Annotated in this window: 15 protein-coding genes; 9 read left to right on the forward strand and 6 right to left on the reverse strand. The window is 69.7% G+C overall.

Going from position 1 to position 17,592, the window contains the following annotated elements:
• Positions 1 to 6: 6 nt before the first annotated feature.
• On the reverse strand, positions 7 to 2,451 hold the full coding sequence (locus ACIA5H_RS21635; protein ID WP_397077152.1) for an AAA family ATPase: 2,445 nt from the start codon (positions 2,449 to 2,451) through the stop codon (positions 7 to 9).
• Positions 2,452 to 2,889: 438 nt separating this feature from the next.
• Here ACIA5H_RS21635 and ACIA5H_RS21640 point away from each other — a divergent pair, with 438 nt between their 5' ends.
• The 5 genes from ACIA5H_RS21640 (at position 2,890) to ACIA5H_RS21660 (ending at position 10,798) form a co-directional block, all read left to right on the forward strand.
• On the forward strand, positions 2,890 to 5,745 hold the full coding sequence (locus ACIA5H_RS21640; RefSeq protein WP_397077153.1) for a DUF5691 domain-containing protein: 2,856 nt from the start codon (positions 2,890 to 2,892) through the stop codon (positions 5,743 to 5,745).
• Positions 5,742 to 6,842: an AAA family ATPase gene (locus ACIA5H_RS21645; protein WP_397077154.1), complete on the forward strand. Its 1,101-nt coding sequence runs from the start codon at positions 5,742 to 5,744 to the stop codon at positions 6,840 to 6,842. Before ACIA5H_RS21640 ends, ACIA5H_RS21645 begins: the two co-directional genes overlap by 4 nt.
• Positions 6,839 to 9,289, forward strand: a complete 2,451-nt coding sequence (locus ACIA5H_RS21650; protein WP_397077155.1) for a DUF5682 family protein — start codon at positions 6,839 to 6,841, stop codon at positions 9,287 to 9,289. The genes ACIA5H_RS21645 and ACIA5H_RS21650 overlap by 4 nt, the downstream gene beginning before the upstream one ends.
• Before the next feature lie 146 nt (positions 9,290 to 9,435).
• Positions 9,436 to 9,582: a hypothetical protein gene (locus ACIA5H_RS21655; protein WP_397077156.1), complete on the forward strand. Its 147-nt coding sequence runs from the start codon at positions 9,436 to 9,438 to the stop codon at positions 9,580 to 9,582.
• Positions 9,583 to 9,640: 58 nt separating this feature from the next.
• Entirely contained in the window at positions 9,641 to 10,798 is a 1,158-nt protein-coding gene (locus ACIA5H_RS21660; RefSeq protein WP_355077210.1) for a VWA domain-containing protein, read from the forward strand.
• Positions 10,799 to 11,051: 253 nt separating this feature from the next.
• Here the strand turns inward: ACIA5H_RS21660 and ACIA5H_RS21665 are convergent, their stop codons facing one another.
• Positions 11,052 to 11,840 carry a helix-turn-helix domain-containing protein gene (locus tag ACIA5H_RS21665; RefSeq protein ID WP_397077157.1) on the reverse strand — a complete coding sequence of 263 codons (789 nt, stop codon included), beginning with the start codon at positions 11,838 to 11,840 and terminating at the stop codon, positions 11,052 to 11,054.
• Positions 11,841 to 11,962: 122 nt separating this feature from the next.
• On the opposite strand from ACIA5H_RS21665, the gene ACIA5H_RS21670 reads away from it, so the two are divergent.
• Entirely contained in the window at positions 11,963 to 12,400 is a 438-nt protein-coding gene (locus tag ACIA5H_RS21670) for an SRPBCC family protein (RefSeq protein WP_397077158.1), read from the forward strand.
• A gap of 5 nt (positions 12,401 to 12,405) precedes the next feature.
• Here ACIA5H_RS21670 and ACIA5H_RS21675 read toward each other — a convergent pair whose 3' ends face one another.
• The gene (locus ACIA5H_RS21675) at positions 12,406 to 13,620 is read right to left on the reverse strand and encodes an MFS transporter (protein ID WP_397077159.1); all 1,215 of its coding nucleotides are present in this window, start codon (positions 13,618 to 13,620) and stop codon (positions 12,406 to 12,408) included.
• 154 nt (positions 13,621 to 13,774) lie between these two features.
• Between ACIA5H_RS21675 and ACIA5H_RS21680 the strand changes: the two genes are divergently transcribed.
• On the forward strand, positions 13,775 to 13,927 hold the full coding sequence (locus tag ACIA5H_RS21680; protein ID WP_397077160.1) for a hypothetical protein: 153 nt from the start codon (positions 13,775 to 13,777) through the stop codon (positions 13,925 to 13,927).
• Between the two features lie 178 nt (positions 13,928 to 14,105).
• Here the strand turns inward: ACIA5H_RS21680 and ACIA5H_RS21685 are convergent, their stop codons facing one another.
• The 3 genes from ACIA5H_RS21685 to ACIA5H_RS21695 all read right to left on the reverse strand — a co-directional run bounded on the left by ACIA5H_RS21685 (position 14,106) and on the right by ACIA5H_RS21695 (position 16,359).
• Entirely contained in the window at positions 14,106 to 14,936 is an 831-nt protein-coding gene (locus tag ACIA5H_RS21685; RefSeq protein WP_397077161.1) for a phosphatase PAP2 family protein, read from the reverse strand.
• Between the two features lie 602 nt (positions 14,937 to 15,538).
• Positions 15,539 to 15,883 carry a hypothetical protein gene (locus ACIA5H_RS21690; RefSeq protein ID WP_397077162.1) on the reverse strand — a complete coding sequence of 115 codons (345 nt, stop codon included), beginning with the start codon at positions 15,881 to 15,883 and terminating at the stop codon, positions 15,539 to 15,541.
• Positions 15,883 to 16,359: a hypothetical protein gene (locus ACIA5H_RS21695; RefSeq protein ID WP_397077163.1), complete on the reverse strand. Its 477-nt coding sequence runs from the start codon at positions 16,357 to 16,359 to the stop codon at positions 15,883 to 15,885. Before ACIA5H_RS21695 ends, ACIA5H_RS21690 begins: the two co-directional genes overlap by 1 nt.
• Positions 16,360 to 16,408: 49 nt before the next feature.
• Here ACIA5H_RS21695 and ACIA5H_RS21700 point away from each other — a divergent pair, with 49 nt between their 5' ends.
• Positions 16,409 to 17,296 carry a helix-turn-helix transcriptional regulator gene (locus ACIA5H_RS21700; RefSeq protein ID WP_356967285.1) on the forward strand — a complete coding sequence of 296 codons (888 nt, stop codon included), beginning with the start codon at positions 16,409 to 16,411 and terminating at the stop codon, positions 17,294 to 17,296.
• Positions 17,293 to 17,502 carry a DUF397 domain-containing protein gene (locus tag ACIA5H_RS21705; RefSeq protein WP_356967283.1) on the forward strand — a complete coding sequence of 70 codons (210 nt, stop codon included), beginning with the start codon at positions 17,293 to 17,295 and terminating at the stop codon, positions 17,500 to 17,502. Before ACIA5H_RS21700 ends, ACIA5H_RS21705 begins: the two co-directional genes overlap by 4 nt.
• Positions 17,503 to 17,592 lie beyond the last annotated feature (90 nt).

Genomic DNA, 17,592 nt, shown 5'->3' on the forward strand with positions numbered 1-17,592 from the left:
GGCGCCTCACCTGGCCAGCCACGCGACGAACTTCTCGGTCTCACCGATCAGCTCACGCATATCGCGCCCGATCGGCACGTGCGCGCCCGCCGTGACGTCGCGCAATGCGTCCACCACCCACCGTCCTTCGCGCGCGATGAGGTTCTTGTTCAAGTCGTCGACCTTGCTGCCGACCCCGAAGACCGCGAGCGCCACTTTCGCCCGGGTCGAATGCGCGGCATCGATGTGGCGTTCCACTTCCGCGTGATCCATGCCCGCGGCGAGCAGGGTGCGCCGCGCCCTGGCCAGACTGGACGCCTCCACCGCGGAACGGCAGCACGTGGCCACCAGTTCGTCGGCGATCGCCGCGGGCAACTGCGGGGTGCGCACCAATGCGCGGGCATCGTCGAGATAGCGGCGGATCGGGTCGCTGGACACCCGCACCTCGACCACCGAGCGGTCGCGGCGCTGCACTTCCAGCACGGTCGCGTCGAGCTGCATCCGCCGCACCGCCTCGGCGAGGCGCTCGTCATGGGTGAAGACCACCACCTGCCTGGTCCAGGCGACCGTGGCGAGTACTTGGGCCAGGCCGTCCACCTTGGCCGGGTCCATCGCCTGCACCGGGTCGTCGATCATGACGAAACGGAACGGGCTCTGCTCCACCGTGGCGCGCGGCAGGAACAGCGAGAGACCGAGCGCGTGCAGCTCACCCTGGCTCATCACGCCCAGCGCGGCGCCGTCCACCTCGTCGACGGTCACGTCGAGCAGCACGCGGCGCGCGGTGCCCGCGTTGCCCTGCAAACGGATCGCGCCCAGCTCGACGTTGCTCTGCTGCCGCAGCGTGCGCCACACCCACCGCGCCGTCGTCTCCAGCGGCGTCATGCGCTCGCCGCGCAGACCCGCGGTGGCCGACTTCAGCCAGTCCTCGGCCTTCTTCACGGTGCGCAGCTCCGCGGCGTGCGCGGCCACCTCGCGCGCGCCCTCCAGCCAGGCCACGATCCGTGGCACCAGCGGCGTCCACACCTCGTCCAAGCGGTCGAGTTCCTTGCGGGTGCCCTTCTGCAACAGGTCGAGTTCGTCGACCAGTCGCGCGTGGGCGGCGCGCAGCCGGGCGGGCAGGTCCGGGGCGTATTCGGTGTTGGTCAGCGCGGCCCATTCGGCCCAGGCCTCGCGCACCGCCGTGGTGTCGACCGACGGCGGGTTGCGCGGATCGAAATCCAATTCGGCGGGAACGAGGTCGGGAAGCGCCCGAGCGGCCCGCACCGCGCTGCCGAGTTCGATCCGCGCGGTGGTGAGCGCGTCGACTCGGGCGGTCAGCCGCTCGATGGCGGCATCGGTCTCGCGCGCCCACGCGTCGTCGAGCGCGCCGCGGCCGCACACAGGGCACGGACACGGCCCGCTCGCGGCATGGTGTTCCCGCGCCTTGCGCAGCAGTTCCAGCAGGCGCAGATCGGCTTCGGCGTCGGCGGTGGCTCCCGCGGCCAGCGCCGCGCCCCATTCCTCGAGCCGGGTGGCCACCGCCTCCACTTCGGCGTCCTCGGGCAGCGCCAGCCGCACGATGGCGCGCAGGCCGTCCGGTCCGGTCGGGTCGTCCACCGCGCCGAGCACTTCCCGGCCCACCGCGGCGAGATCCGGTTGGGCGGGCCGCAGCAGCCCGGCGACCCGGACCGCGCGGTCGTCGGCCACCGACGCGAGCAGCTCCAGCAGTTCCAGGCGTTCCTGACGCGAATCCCGCACGGCGCGTTCCAGCTCCAGGCGGCGCATCCGGATCCGTTCCTGCGCCAGGGTGAGTTCGTCGAGACCGAGCAGCTGGTGCAGCGCGTCGAACAGGTCGCTCGGTTTCCCGTCCACCAGCGCGCCGAGTTCGCTGTAGGACAGGAAGGGGCGGTAGAGCTCGAGCTGGGCCGCCCACCGGTCGGTGTCGAATCCCGTCGGCGGCGCGGGCGGATACCGCTGGGTCCAGTGCGCGTCCGGCAGGTCCGCGTCGGCCGCCCATTCCTTGGCGATGGTGAGGCGCGGCGCGGCACCGGCGGTGAGCAACTCCAGCTCGATGCGGGCTGCCGTGCCGTCGTGCAGGTTGCGCCAGCCCTCCCGCCACGCCGCCGAGCGACCGTCCCACCGGCGGTTCCCTCCGGTCATCGCCAACTCCGCGGCCTCGGCGAAACTGGATTTGCCGCTGCCGTTGCGGCCGACCACGAGCGTGAGGCCGGGCCCGGGCGGCAGTTGCAGCGTCGTCTCGGGGCCGATACCCCGGAAACCGCACACCCGGATGGCGCTGAGGAAGATCCCGGAGTGATCGAATGCCGTTGACGCGTCCTCTGTTTCGGCGGCGCCGATGGCGCGCAACACGGTCCGCGCTACCGACGGCGTGACCGCGGGATCCTCGGCCAGACGCCTCGTCACCACCTCCGACAGCCGGGGCGGCGCGTCCGTGGAACCGGCGGCGTCGACAGCGTCGGGATCCAGGCGCATGCGAAAAACCCCTCCACCATCGAGCCGCAACACGTCCTCCGACCCCGTGCACGGCGCCTTGTCGAAGCTGTGCGGAACGCTACCCGATCACGCCGGAATCGCCCACCGCGCCCGAGCGAATCTGCCCGCGGGGATGGATATATGGTCATCGAAACGCCTGCGCCATGTCTCGATGTCCACCCCTCGCGCCAACCCCGGCGGGCAGCCTCGATGGTGTCTACACCCGGTCCGGGTGGCTCGGTCGAGCCGAACAGGACAGAATGCCAGAGCGCGCCGATCGGCGCAAGATTCGTTCGAAAGACGAATGCGGCACCGGGACAAGCGGTTCCGAGGGCGGCGCGGCGCCGGCGGCGGTACTTGTCGGTGCGCTGGGGTAGAAATCCGGTCAACCGAGCAATGAAGGAAGGCGATGAGGCAGCAGCGAGCCGGAGCGAGCCGATGACGACGCCGTGGACCGAAGCCCAGGTCACGGCGTTGGCGCCGGATGCGAATTCGCTCTCGGCGGCCCGCAAGCTGGTGGGTCGCTGGCGCGAGTGCGGGCAGCACGGCACGGCGCTGTGGGGCCGGTGCCAGGGCAGCGGCGCCACGCCTTATCAGACGATCGTCGACCTGTCCGGTCCGGCGTACCGCTGCTCCTGCCCGAGCCGCAAGTTTCCTTGTAAACACGCGCTGTCGTTGTTGCTACGCTGGTCCGCGGGCGAGGTCGCCGTCGCGCCGCAGATGGCGGACTACGCGGCGGCGTGGATCGGCGGCCGTACGGCGCGGGCCGCGACCGCGGAGCGGCCCCGCACCCCGAATCCGGCCACCGCCGAACAGCGCCGGGTGCGGGTGACGGCGGGGCTGGAGGAACTCGACGTCTGGCTCGGTGATCAGGTACGCACCGGGCTCGCGCAGGCCGATCGCTCGTATCGCGCCTTCGAGGCCGTGGCCGCCAGGATGGTCGACGCGCAGGCCCCCGGCCTCGCCTCCGCTCTGCGCAGGCTTCCGGCCGCCGTGGCCACCAGAACCGACTGGCCCGACGTGGTGCTGCGCGAGTACGCGCGCATGCACCTGTTGATCGCCGCGCACCGGCAGCTCGACGCGGTATCGCCCGCGCTGCGCGCCAGCATCCGCACCCATGTCGGCTACCCCAATCCGGCCGAGGCGGTGCGCGCCGAGGCTCCGGTGCGTGATCGGTGGATGGTGTTCGGCTCGCGGATCACCGAGGACGAGCGCCTCTACACCCGGCGCACCTGGCTGTACGGGCGGGAGAGCAGGCGCTGGGCGCTGGTGGTCGACCATTCCTTCGGCTCCCCCGGCTTCCCCGCCGACGTTCCCGCGCTGGGTCAACTGGCCGACGCGGAGTTGCATTTCTACCCGGGCGCCGCGCCGCTGCGCGCGCTGTGGGGCGAGCGGCACGGCACGGTCGAACCGTTCACCACGTTGCCCGCCGACGCGAACCACCCCGCCACCATCGCCGCCGCGCTCGCCGCGCACGCGTCCGCGCTCGGCGCCGATCCGTGGCTGCGCTCGTGGCCGATGCTGCTGGCCGATGTGATACCCACCCGCACCGAAGAGGGCTGGTACCTCACCGAATCCGGCGGCAGCGCGCTGCCGATCCGGCCGGGCGAACAACCGTGGACGCTGCTGGCCGTCTCGGGCGGTCATCCGGTGACGGTGGCCGGCGAGTGGAGCGCCGACGGATGGGAGCCGATTTCGGTGTTCACCGCGGGGGAGGTGATCGATCTGGCACCTACGGAGACCTTCGTGCCCGACGCGACTCCGCCCGCCGGGCCGACCGGGAGTGCCGACCTCACCTCCGTCGCGCTGCTCGGCACCGCGCGCCGCGCCCCGGATCTCGCCGCACTCGCGCCCGCGATCGCACGCGCGGCCGACCGGTTGCCCCACGATCCCGCGTTGCGACTGCTCGAAACAGCCGCCCTACAAGACCTTTTCACTCGGGGCGGGGTCGTGCCCGCCACTGCCGCGGCACCGGAACCCGCGGCGGACGATCCCCGTCCGTCGCTGCCGCGCCCTGCTGCCGTGCGCCTGGCACGCATGCTGCGGGAACGCTCGGCATTCCTGCCCGAATGGTTCGACGCGGCGCGGCCGCACGATTACCGGGCGCCGGGCGCGCTGTGCGAGCAACTGCTCGAGCACGCGAAGATCAATGCCGGTTTGCGCGAGCCGCTGTTACGCCTCGCGGGCACTCGCGGCAGCTGGCTGGCGGCCCGGCATCCGGATCTGCGCGACTTGGTGCGGCTGCCCGTCGAACGGTCCACGGACACTTGGCTGTTCGGTCGGCCACCCGAGCGGCGCGACTGGCTCGCCGACCTCCGGCGCGGCGACGCGGGCGCGGCCAGGGCGGAGCTCACCGCGGCGTGGCCGAAGGAATCCGGGCCGCTGAAGGCCGAACTGCTGGCCGTGCTCGCCGACGGGCTCGGCCCGGACGACGAGCCCCTGCTGGAAACGGCGCTGGACGACCGGCGCGCGGACGTGCGCCGCACCGCCGCCGGACTGCTCGCACTACTGCCGGAATCGGCGTTCTCGCAGCGGATGCGCGCCCGAGCGAGCGCGTGGATCCGCGCCGAGCACCGAATGCTGCACACGAACGTGGTTCTCACGCTGCCCGACCGGCCCGACGCCGCCGCGCAGCGCGACGGGATCACCGACCGCACCATCGAATTCGCCTACCGCTGGAACGGCGCGCCCGACGTGTCCGCGGCCCGGCTCCGGCAGGTGGTCGCCGCGACGCCGCTGGCGCACTGGACCGGTGTGCTCGGCACACCGCAACAGGCGGTGCGCGCCACGATCGAAGACCGGTTCCGGCAGCCCATCTTCGACGGCTGGGTGGACGCCGCACTGGCTCAACACGATTCGACGTGGGCGCGGGCATTGTTCGAGGCGGGCGTGCCCACCGATCTGGCGATGCTGCGCAGACGGGAGCTGTTCGCGCTGCTACCGCTGCCGGATCGGACCGCGCACCTGGTGCGGCTGGACGGCTCCTGGCTGTCGGAGATCGAGGCGCTGCTGCCCGCGATGGGCCATCCGTGGCCAGAAGCGCTGGCCCAGCACGTGGTGCTGCTGCTGTTCGAGCGGGCGCGGGCGGCGGCGCGGCGCCCCGAGACGCACGGCGCGTCACCGAACGCGCACCGCTCGCTGCTCGCCGCGGCCTCGGTCCACCTCCCCGTCGCCGCCGCCGCCACACTGTCCGCCGTGGCCCGCAAATGCGACGATCCCGCCTGGCAGCGGGCCTTCGACCAGCTCGCCCATGACCTCAACAACCGCTCGATGATGCTCGAGGAGTTGCGATGACCACCACCGACCCGACGCCGGATCTGCTGCGCCCCCATGCCGAACAGGCGTACGCCGACGAGCTGCGCGCCCTCGCCGCCGCCGACGACCGGCCCCGCCCGCCGTCGTGGCGGCTGTCGCCCTGGGCGGTGGTCACCTACCTGCTCGGCGGCACCCTCCCCGACGGCACCGTGATCACCCCGAAGTACGTCGGCCCGCGCAGGCTCATGGAGGTCGCGGTCGCGACGCTGGCCACCGACCGCGCACTGCTGCTGCTCGGGGTGCCGGGCACCGCCAAGACCTGGGTGTCCGAGCATCTCTCCGCCGCCATCAGCGGTGCGTCGACGCTGTTGGTGCAGGGCACCTCGGGCACCGCCGAGGAGGCGATCCGCTACGGCTGGAACTACGCGCGGTTGCTCGCCGAGGGACCGAGCGATGCGGCGCTGGTGCCGTCGCCGGTGCTCACGGCCATGCGGACGGGCTCCATCGCCCGCATAGAAGAGCTCACCCGCATCCCGTCGGACGTGCAGGACGCGCTGATCACCGTCTTGTCCGAGAAGACGCTGCCGGTGCCCGAACTGCGCACGGAGGTGCAGGCCGCGAAGGGCTTCAACGTGATCGCCACCGCCAACGATCGCGACCGCGGGGTGAACGAGTTGTCCTCCGCATTGCGCCGCCGGTTCAACACGGTCGTGCTGCCGCTGCCCGCGAGCGAGGACGAGGAGGTCGCCATCGTCAGCAGGCGGGTCGAGCAGCTCGGCTCCGCGCTGGAACTGCCGACCGTGCCCGCGGCGGCCGAAGAGGTGCGGCGGGTGGTGCGGGTCTTCCGCGAGCTGCGCTCCGGCAGTACGGCCGACGGCCGGACCAAGCTCAAGTCGCCGTCCGGAACACTGTCCACGGCCGAGGCGATCTCGGTGATCACCAACGGAATCGCGCTCTCGGCGCACTTCGGCGACGGCGTGCTGCGCGCCTCCGACATCGCGGGCGCGGTGCTCGGCTCGGTGATCAAGGACCCGGTGGCCGACACGGTGGTGTGGACGGAGTACTTGGAGGCCGTGGTCCGCGAGCGACCGGATTGGGCGGATTTCTACCGCGCCTGCCGCGAGGTCACCGGGTGACCTCCGGTGTCGAGACCGCCCCTGTGACCAGGGTATTCGGCATCCGCCACCATGGTCCCGGCTCGGCGCGCTCGCTGCGGATGGCCCTGGCGGATTTCCGGCCCGACATGATCCTCATCGAGGGGCCCGCGGACGCCGATCCGCTGGTGGGCTTCGTCGCCGCCGAAGGAATGGCCCCTCCGGTCGCGCTGCTGGCGTACGTGCCCGACGCCCCCGCCACGGCCGCGTTCTGGCCGTACGCGGTGTTCTCCCCCGAGTGGCAGGCGCTGCGGTACGCCACGGACAACGCGGTGCCCGTACGGTTCTGCGATCTGCCCGCGAGCGTCACGCTCGCGACCGAGGACGAGCCCGGCGACCGGTTCGATCCGCTCGCCGCGCTCGCCGCAGCGGGCGGCTACGACGACGCCGAACGCTGGTGGGACGCCGTCGTCGAAACCGTGCCGGACGCAGACGCGTTCGACGCGATCACCGAGGCGATGGGCGCGCTGCGGGAAGGCGCCGAGCGCGACGCCACGCACGGCGACCCGACGTCGGCCGCGCAAGACGGCCCGGCGCGCCAGGGGCCTGCGGGCACCGAACCGGCTGATGACCGACCGACCGCCGAATCGGGACGCGATCGCCCTGAAGGCGAGCAACTCTCGACCGTGCAACCGGCGCAGGATCGATCCACCGTGGCCTCCACGTCGGAGTTGGATTCGGTCGCGGAGGCAGTAGCCGAATCGGCCCTCGTGCCGGAACCACCGCCCGAACCACTCGTGGTCGACGCTCACACCCTCCGGCGCGAGGCTTATATGCGCCAGACGATGCGCAAGGCCCTCAAAGACGGTGCGATGCGGCTGGCGGTGGTGTGCGGGGCGTGGCACGCGCCCGCGCTCGCCGGCGCGCTCGGTCCCGCCGCGCCGGACGCACGGATGCTCAAGGGCCTTCCGAAGATCAAAACCAGGCTCACCTGGGTGCCGTGGACGCATTCGCGGCTGTCCACGACCTCCGGCTACGGCGCGGGCGTCACCTCACCGGGCTGGTACCACCACCTGTTCACCGCCACCGAGCGGCCGATCGCCCGCTGGCTGACCAAGGTCGCCGGTGTGCTGCGCGCCCACGATCTGCCCGTCTCCAGCGCCCACGTCATCGAGGCCGTCCGGCTCGCCGACACCCTCGCCGCGCTGCGCGGTCGCCCGCTCCCCGGTCTGTCGGAGGTGACCGAGGCCACGCGGTCGGTGCTGTGCGGCGGCGACGAGACGATGCTGCGGTTGGTGATCGGCGAACTCGTCGTCGGCGAGGCGCTCGGGGCCGTTCCGGAGCAGACGCCGACCGTGCCGCTGGACGCGGACCTGCGCGCCACCATCCGGTCGCTGCGGATGAAGCAGGAGCCCTCGATCCGTACCGTCGACCTGGATCTGCGTAAGGATCGCGAGGTGCGGCGGTCGCGCCTGCTGCACCGGCTGCGGGTGCTCGACATCGAGTGGGGCACGCTCACCACCAGCGACGTGCGCAGCACGGGCACCTTCCGGGAAACCTGGACGCTGCGATGGCAGCCCGAGTACGCGATCTCCATCATCGAGGCCTCCCGCTGGGGCACCACCATCCGCACCGCGGCGGAGGCGAAGATTCTCGACGCCGCGAGCCGCGCCGACCGCTCGGTCGGTGAATTGACCGCCGCGCTGGAAATCGCGCTGCTGGCCGACCTCGGCGGCGCCACCGACGGATTGATCGCCCGGCTGGAATCCACCGCGGCGCTCGACCACGACGTCACCCACCTGCTGGCCGCGCTGCCCGGCCTGATCCGCACACTGCGTTACGGCGACGTGCGCGGCACCGACACCAAGGCGCTGGCCCACGTGGCCGACGGGTTGCTGGTGCGTATCTGCGCCGGCCTGCCCGCGGCGGTCACCGGATTGGACACCGACGCCGCCACCGATCTGCGCGGTCTGCTGGACGCGGCGCACACCGCCATCCACACCAGGGACGACGGCTGGGCCACCGGTGAGTGGCTCGCCGCATTGCGCCGGGTCGCCGACCGCGACGACGTACACGGCGCGCTGGTCGGTCGTGCGGTCCGTTTGCTCGCCGACGCGGGTCGCATCGATGACGCCGAATCCGCGCGCAGACTGTCCGCCGCCCTCTCGGTGGGCGCCACCGCCGCGGCCAAGGCGGCGTGGATAGACGGATTCCTCGGCGGTCGCGGCCTGCTTCTGGTGCACGATCGGGAGTTGTTGCGGCTCATCGACGATTGGCTGCGCGGACTCGGCGACGACACGTTCGTCGAGACGCTGCCGCTGCTGCGCCGTACCTTCGGCGCGTTCGAATCGGGTGAACGCCGCGCGATCGGGCAGGCGGTCCGCGACGGCGGATCGGTATCACCGGTCGCGGCCTTCGCGGGCATCGACGCCGATCGAGCCATGACCGCGGTGCGCACCGCGGCGGAGATCCTGGGGGTTACGGTATGAGCGGTCGGACTCGGAGACAACGGCGATGCGTAACCGCACAAGACCCGGCTCCTGCTGAAATCGGGCAGTACATATGCGCTCGAGCCCGAAGTCGGCGGCGCAGCGTAACCGCTGTGAGCAACGCTGACGCCCCAATCGGAGACACCATGAGTGACCCGAGGCAAACGCCCAGCGTAACGACGCAGACCACCACCCATGCCGACAACCGGCACAGCACGAGCGGTCAGGCGCGAAAGCGGCAGCGCCGCATAACCAGCGGAGCCGTACTCATGCTCGAGGAGGACGCCGCATGAGCGGTCAGACGCGGCGAGCCTGCACAGGCGCTCTCGCCCGTACCGAGGAGGACAAGCCGTGACCGACGAAGCACAGTCTCGGCGTTGGCGATTAGTGCTCGGCGCGGCCGCGGAGGAAGGACTGGGCGGGCTGGGCTCCGGCGCCGACGCGGCGATGGACCGGGCGCTGTCGGCGCTGTACAACACCGATGAGGAGACCTCGCCCGGCAAGCGCACCGGTGGTTTGCAGGGCTCGGCGCCGCGCGTGGCCCGCTGGCTCGGCGATATCCGCAGCTACTTCCCCGCCTCCGTCGTCGAGGTCATGCAACGCGACGCCGTGGAGCGGCTCGATCTCACCCAATTGCTGCTGGAGCCGGAACTGCTCGAGGCGGTGGAACCGGACGTGCACCTGGTCGGCACCCTGCTGAGCTTGAACCGGGTGATGCCCGAGACCACCAAGGCCACCGCGCGCATGGTGGTGGAGAAGGTGGTGCGGGAGATCGAGCAGCGCATCGCGGCGCAGACCGTCGCCGCGGTGTCCGGTGCGCTGAACCGCGCCGCCCGGGTCACCCGGCCGAAATTGCGGGATATCGACTGGGACCGCACCATTCGCAAGAACCTCGCCACCTATCTGCCCGAGCATCGCACCGTGGTCCCCGAACGCCTGGTCGGCTACGGCCGCAAGGCCCAGGCGGTCCGGCGGGACGTGGTGCTGGCCATCGACCAGTCCGGTTCGATGGCCGCCAGCGTCGTGTACGCGTCGGTGTTCGGCGCGGTGCTCGCCTCGATGCGGTCGCTGCGCACCTCGCTGGTGGTCTTCGACACCGAGATCGTCGACCTCACCGACAAACTCGACGACCCGGTAGAGGTGCTGTTCGGCACGCAACTCGGCGGCGGCACCGACATCAACCGGGCCCTCGCCTACTGCCAGTCCCTGGTCACCCGCCCGGCCGATACGTTGTTCGTCCTGATCTCCGACCTCTACGAGGGCGGCATCCGCGACGAGATGCTGCGCCGCGTCCGCTCGCTACAGGATTCCGGCGTGCAGGTCGTCGTGCTGCTCGCCCTCTCCGACGACGGCGCCCCCGCCTTCGACCACGACAACGCCGCAGCCCTCGCCGCACTGGGCATCCCGGCCTTCGCCTGCACCCCCGACAAGTTCCCGGAACTCTTGGCACTGGCCCTCGACCGCGGCGACGTCCAGTCCTGGGCCCACGCCAACGCCGCCCAGCACTGACGCGAATCCCTCGGGGTCTGCCACGCGCGACGACTTGGTGCTGGATCCGTCGTTACGACCCACAAGACCTCGAGAAGGTGTGGCACTACCTGGCCCGATTCGGCGCGACCGAACCAAGTCCGCCACGGTAGCCCCGAATCGGCGCCGAGAACACCACCGACCGTGGCGGCCAGGCGCGAGGGCTACCGTCGCCCGGGCTGGAAGCGCGAGGCCTGGGAAAGCGCAGCGGCGCAGGCTGATTCCGCGCCCTATCTCAGCGGCTCGGTTGAGTGGTTTCGGTGAGTAGACGGCGCAGCGCCGTGGGGGTGTGGCCGAGGTGTTCGCGGACGGTACGGGTCAGGTGTGCCTGGTCGGCGAAACCGAGGTGCGCGGCGAGGTCGGCGAGGCCGGTTTCTCCGTCGGTGAGCCGGTCGATGGTCCGGCCGACCCGTACTCGGTTGCGGTAGCGGGTCAGCGACAGCCCCATGTGCTGCGAGAACACCCGGCTCAGCCGGTACGGCGAGACCTTCAGCGATGCGGCCAGAGATTGCAGGCCCACCGATTCCGGTGCGCCGTTGATGATCGCCTCGCGGGCCGCGGTAACCAGCGCCCGGTCGATGGGCCGCGACCGAGGGATCGGCCATCCGGCGGCGAGTGCGACGAGCCGGACCAGCTCCTCGGTCAACGCGTAGTCGATGTCGCCACCTCGGACGGCAGCGAGAACACGGTGGTGCGCGAGATCGATACGGGCATCGAGGTACACCGCACGCGGATCGACGGCCCCTTCCCAGCGGCCGGGCGCGACGGTCACCACGGTGCAGACGTCGCCGCCGACGGGATGGGCGAACCGTTCCTCTTCGCCCGGTACGCCCAGGTAGCCGACTGTCGGATCCAGGTCGGCCCGGTCACCGTCGGACTGTCGCTGGAACCGGCCACGGCGCACGAGCACGAGGCGATGGTCGTCGCGGACCTCCGGGTCCGAGAAGTGGGTGTGGTCGGAGCGGCAGGTCACCGTGGTGACGGTGAACTCGGGCCGGGCGGCAACGGTTGTCGTGGACAGCACCTGCGGACCGTACGCCGAGGGTACGACGAAAAACGCCGCGCAAGGATCTTCAAGACCCGTGGGTGGGCCGGCGGGAATGCTGAGACGGCAACCGAATCACCGCGGCCGACCAGGAGGACCCCATGGCATCCGTTCACAAAGAATTCGACATCCACGCCACGCCCGAGCAGGTATGGGACGCTGTCAGCGATTTCGGCGCGGTGCACGAGCGGCTCGGCCCGGGTCTCGTCACCGACGCACGGCTCGACGCGGACACCCGCACCGTCACCTTCGCCAACGGCACCGTGGTCGTGGAACGGCTCATCGACCTCGACCCGGTGAGCCGGCGTATCGCGTACTCGATCGTCGGAGGCAGTCTGCATTCCTCCCATCACCACGCTTCGATGCAGGCGCTGCCCGGCGAGGACGGCGGGACCCTGGTCGTGTGGCATACCGATGTCCTGCCCGAGGCTCTCACTGTGCCGATAGCCGAGTTCGTCGAACAGGCATCGGCTGTCATGCGCCGGACCCTGGAGGCAGGGGGATCCCAGGAGCCGGGTGGCAGCGAACTCGCACCGTAGGGCGCTCATCGGGCAGGCTGCGTGGCCGCGTGCCGCCGCGGCCGGTCGGCCAGGGTGACTCCGCCCGCCGCGGCCGTGGCGACCGCAGCGAGGGCGACCAGACCGGGCCAGCCGAACCAGCCGACGGCGGCGGCGCCGAATGCGGTTCCCAGGCTGCCTCCGACGAAGTACACAGACATATACGCACTGTTGAAGCGGGCAGGCGCGGACGGGTCGATGGCCAGGACCGTACTCTGGTTGGCCACCTGGGCCGCGAACAGTCCGGCATCGAAGAGCCCGAGGCAGGCCAGGGTCACCACAGTGTTGGAGAGGGCAACGCCCAGGACAACCGTCGCGACAAGGGCGAGCGCGAGCCCCACCAGGATCACGTTTCGCGGGCCGACCCGGTCGGTCCATCCGCCGGCGATCCGGGTCGCGAGGACACCGGCGAGTCCGGCGCAGGCGTACAGCCCGATCCGTTCGGGTGAATATGAGTACGGAGGCTGCGACAACGCCACCGCGAGACCTGCCCAGATCGCACAGAACGCGAAGAACCACAGCGCTCCCCGTGCCGCCGCCCGGCGCAGTGCGGCGAAGCGGGCGAAGAGCCCGGGAATTCCGCGCACCGTATCCAGATATCCGGCATACGTGCGACCCCATGCGGTCGGCAGGGTGGACAAGGACACCGCCGCGACCACGACACACGGCACAGCGAATACGAAAAGCATTGCTCGCCAACCGATCACGTCGGCGAGCCAGCCGCCGATGATGCGCCCGGCGAGGATCCCGGCAGATATGCCCGCGGTCACGATACCCAAGACCGTGGCCCGCCGACGACGCTGCGCGAAACGCCCCGCCACCGAACTCAGCTGGGCCCCGACCGCCGACCCCGCCCCGACCAGGCCCATGACGAATCCAAGGCCCCAAGGCGATCCCGCTACCGCACCAGCGGCGGAGGCAACCGCCAGCGCCACGAACTGGGCCGCCACCACGGCCCGTGGCGCGAACCGGTCGACCAGCGGCACCAGCAGAACCAACCCCACCAGATAGCCGACCGGCCCGCACGCCAAAGCGGTGCCGGTCGCCGCCGTAGAGGCGTGCAGTGAACCGGCAACCTCCGCGACGGCCGGTTGCAGTAGGTAGACACTCGCCGTCCCGAGCGCGGCCGCCAGCGCCATGAACCACACGACAGGCGTCCGCAACTCAGCATTCCCGGCATCCGGGATCCGTTCGCTTTCCATTGCATCGACGGTAGGAATCCCGGCATCCGGGTTCCGGCGAGAAATAGACAACACCGTCCCGTTCCCGGCCGCGCATGTATTCGCGACAGCAAGTCGGCGGGGAACGTCCCATGACGGCGCTTTCGCGTTCCGCGATCAAAACGGCCGGGCCGCGGTGACCTGGACCTACTCGTTCCAGCTCACCGCGGCCCTGTTGCGACCACTGGTATCGGCCCTCGTCGGCCGGACCATGCCCGCGCTCATGCGGGAGACACTCGCCGCGATGAAGAGCGGCGCGGAAGCAGCGGCAATGGATCAGCCGGGGTAACCCCCAGGGAATCCGCCCAACAGGGCGAACACCTGGATGGCAAGCGAAGACAGCAGATCCGCGATGGTCATCGGTTCCATGGCAACTCCTTGTCCGGATGGGCGAACAGGACGGCTCTGCGATCGTACGCGCGACGGAGCGCTTTTCCGGTCAGCGCCGCCGGGTGCGTGATGGACTGTCAGGAGCTGGTCAGCATGGGTTTCGACGGAACGGGACCCATCACGCCCCACGCCGTGGCCGCCGCGGGCACCACGAGGGGATGCAGTACGGCGGCCACCGCGAGCAACATGACAGCGACAATGGTGTCCAGCCAGTAGTGATTGGCGGTGCCCACCACCACGAGCGTGGTCAGCGCCGGATGGGCCAAGGCGAGCCAGCGCCACGGTGTGCGAGTCGCGGCGACGACGGCAACACCGAGCAGCAACGCCCAACCGACGTGCAGCGAGGGCATGGCCGCGAACTGATTGGACAGACCGCCGGAATCCGCCGCGCCGTAGACGGATTGGCCGTATCGCACGGCCAGATCGACGAAACCCTGGTCGGGCAGCATGCGCGGCGGCGCGAGCGGGATCAGGATGTGCACCGCGAGCGCGGCTCCCGTCAGCGCCACCATGAGGTTCCTGGTCCAGCGATAGTGCTCCGGCCGGAACGTCCACAGCCACAGCAGGACTCCGACGGCCAAGGTGAAATGCGCGCTGGCGTAGTAGAAGTTGGCCGGAACCGCGAGGAATTCGCGGTTCAGGAACAACGACTGCACCGTCTGCTCGTCCAGCAGGCCGAGCCGGTCTTCGAGTCCGAGCAGGCGGTGCGCGTTGACCAGGGCACGCCCCGTGTCGTCGGCGGTGATCAGACGGCCCGCGCGATAGCCGAGGTAGAGCACGGTGATGAGAAGAAGCTGCCCGACCGCCTCGCCCCCGCGACCGCGCACGGCCGCGCGCACCCGTTCGACGACTCCGCCCGACGCGAGCTCGAGCCCGGCGCCCGGACCCCCGAAGTCCACAGCGACCATCGCGCGGCCTCCTTCCCCGTTGAATCAGGCCGTTTACCGAGAATTAAGTGGAGTGGTAACCTCCGTTTAAACTAGCACTACCGAACGGACAACTTCAGCAAGATGTGACGGGGTATACAGCCGCCTGTCGCCAATTCGAGTTTGCTTGCAAGACAGGCGATCTCGCGATTTTCGCTACCCATCGACCGCGCCGCCGAGCACGCCAGACGCATGGCTGACGACCTGGTGCGGCCACCGGCTCCAGCCGTTCCACGCGCGATCCGCGCTTGCCTCAACCGGTGGGCGAATGTGGCCGCAGAGGGCCCACCCTGCGGCCACCAGCACACCCCAGGCGGCGCGTTTTGCGGGCACACCCGTGTTCGCGATGCCACTGCATGGCGACATGGGCTTCGGCGACCGTGAAGGGCTCCGGCGGTGCCGTGCAGGTCCATTCCGCAGGCCACCGGAACGCCACCCGCTTCGCGGCGTCCGGGAGGCGGCGACGCCCATCGGAGCGTCCCGGCGAACCGGTCGGCCACAGACAGGCCAACGCGAGCGCGACACACGATCCGCCGCCGACAGTCGCGGCGGCACTGCACACCAGATCCCACACACTCAAGGCATCACGCCCCTTCGAGCGGCGGCACGACCTCCCGTCCTGGCGGTAGCAAGGACTGATTCAGCATGTCCAACACGTGCCGCAACGTTCGCGGCGCCACACCGACCTCGGTCGAGGCGCGAACATCGTCCATCGGAGGGAACGGGATGTTCCTCTCGGCGGCACGCTCACGCGGACTGAGCGTTTGCGGCACGATCCGGCCACGCACGACAAGCGTGTAATACGCCAGACGTTTCCATGCGCACCGGTCGATGCGGCATGCGCGATGCCGCCGCATGATGTGATGAGCGATTTCCACGTCCACGTCACCGCAGATCAGCGGTGGCTCGACAACGGTCTCGACCCCCATCACGCCCCCTCGCCGGGCACGAGCCCGGACGAGCGCGTCCATGTGCCCTGCGGGCTGACGGTCTCGAGATCGAATCCCCTGTCGCAGATCAAGGCCGGTCGATCATCCACATGCCCCAACTCGAACACGACGATCACATCGACACCGAGCCCGGCCGCGAGGCCGAGCACATACTCGATCGGACTGTCCACATCGACCGGTGGACGAACGGTGTACACGTAGTGGTGCCCCAGTCCGAGAGCATGCCGCCACACCTCGGCGGCATGACGTGGGGCATGGATGCCGGACAGGTCATTCCGAATGAATCCCAATGATTTCGGCCTGCCCGCGATGGGCGGCTCGATTGCGTTCGCGTAGGTCATTGATTCCCCTCGAAGCTGGTCGGAGTACTGGAAGCACACCACCGCCTGAGCAGGCTGCCGCTGTCTAACAGAAAATTTCAGCAATTTGGCCCAAATCCCCTGGATCACCGCCAAACTGAGAGTGAAAGGCGATCGAACTGATAATGCCTACCAGGGGGTCGGAATGGGGAAGCAAGGCACAAGCGCGTCGCTGCCGCGCCGGCAGATGGGTCGCTACCTGCGTGAATCGCGCGAGGAGCAGAACCTGACGCAGGGACAGGTAGCCACCATCATGGATTGGAGTGTGAGTACCCAGTCCAGGCTGGAGCGGGGAGATGTCGGCCGGCTGCGCGCACGTGACATCGAATTGCTCTGCCAGAATTTAGGTCTGGATCACGAGAAGAGCGCCGCGATGGTCGGCCTGTTCAGGCAGGGAGCCGAGAAGAGCTGGTGGCATAGCTTCGGCGATCTCATTCCTGAGACGTTCAATGTCTACATCGGTTTGGAAGCCAGCGCTCGGCAGATCGAGATCTTTCGACCCGACATCATTCCCGGGCTGTTGCAGACCAACGACTACGCGGCGACGCTCGACCGGATCTACTTTCCGAAAGACTCCGAGGAAGAACGCCGACGCCGCATCGAACTGAAGACCAAGCGTCAAGCGATCATCACGCGCAAGGCGAACCCGGCGACGATCGACGTCATTCTCGGCGAAGCCGTCCTGCACGCGGTCGTCGGCAATCCCAAGATCATGTCCGCGCAACATCGTCACCTTGCGGAGCTGAGCACGTGCCCGAACGTCACGATTCGAGTTCTTCCGTTCGGTGCGGGCTTTCCGGTCGGCGGACCCGTCGGACCATTTTCGATCCTCGACTACGGCCTCGACGCCGCAGGTGGCGTCGCGGAACCGACAGTTGTCTACGTTGAGGGCTTCACTGGTGCGATGTACTTTGAGGGAGAGTCGGATCTTCGGCGGTATCGCGAGGCCCTCACGATCATTCGACATACCGCGCTGGACGCAGTCGCGAGCAGGAGGCTGCTTCGGCAAAGAATGAAGGAGTACTTGGCGTGAACATCGACCTATCCGGAGCCGAGTGGTTCAAGAGCACCCGTAGCTCGATGGGCCAAGATTGCGTTGAGGTCGCCTTCTTGGAGCGGGGCATGGTGGGAGTTCGCGACAGCAAGAACCCCAACGGTCCCGCCCTGGTGTTCGCTCCGGGCCAGTGGGACACATTCACCAATTCCGTTCGACTCGACGGTTCCACCGGCGCAGCCTGAGCCCGCAACAGCTCCCGCGAGGACACGCCGCAGTCACGTGCGGCGCACAATGATTGTGCGCCGGTTGTCGCAGCACGGGATATTCGAGTC

It is taken from the genome of Nocardia sp. NPDC051900, assembly GCF_044452545.1.
GTDB classification, from domain to species: Bacteria; Actinomycetota; Actinomycetes; order Mycobacteriales; family Mycobacteriaceae; genus Nocardia; species Nocardia sichangensis.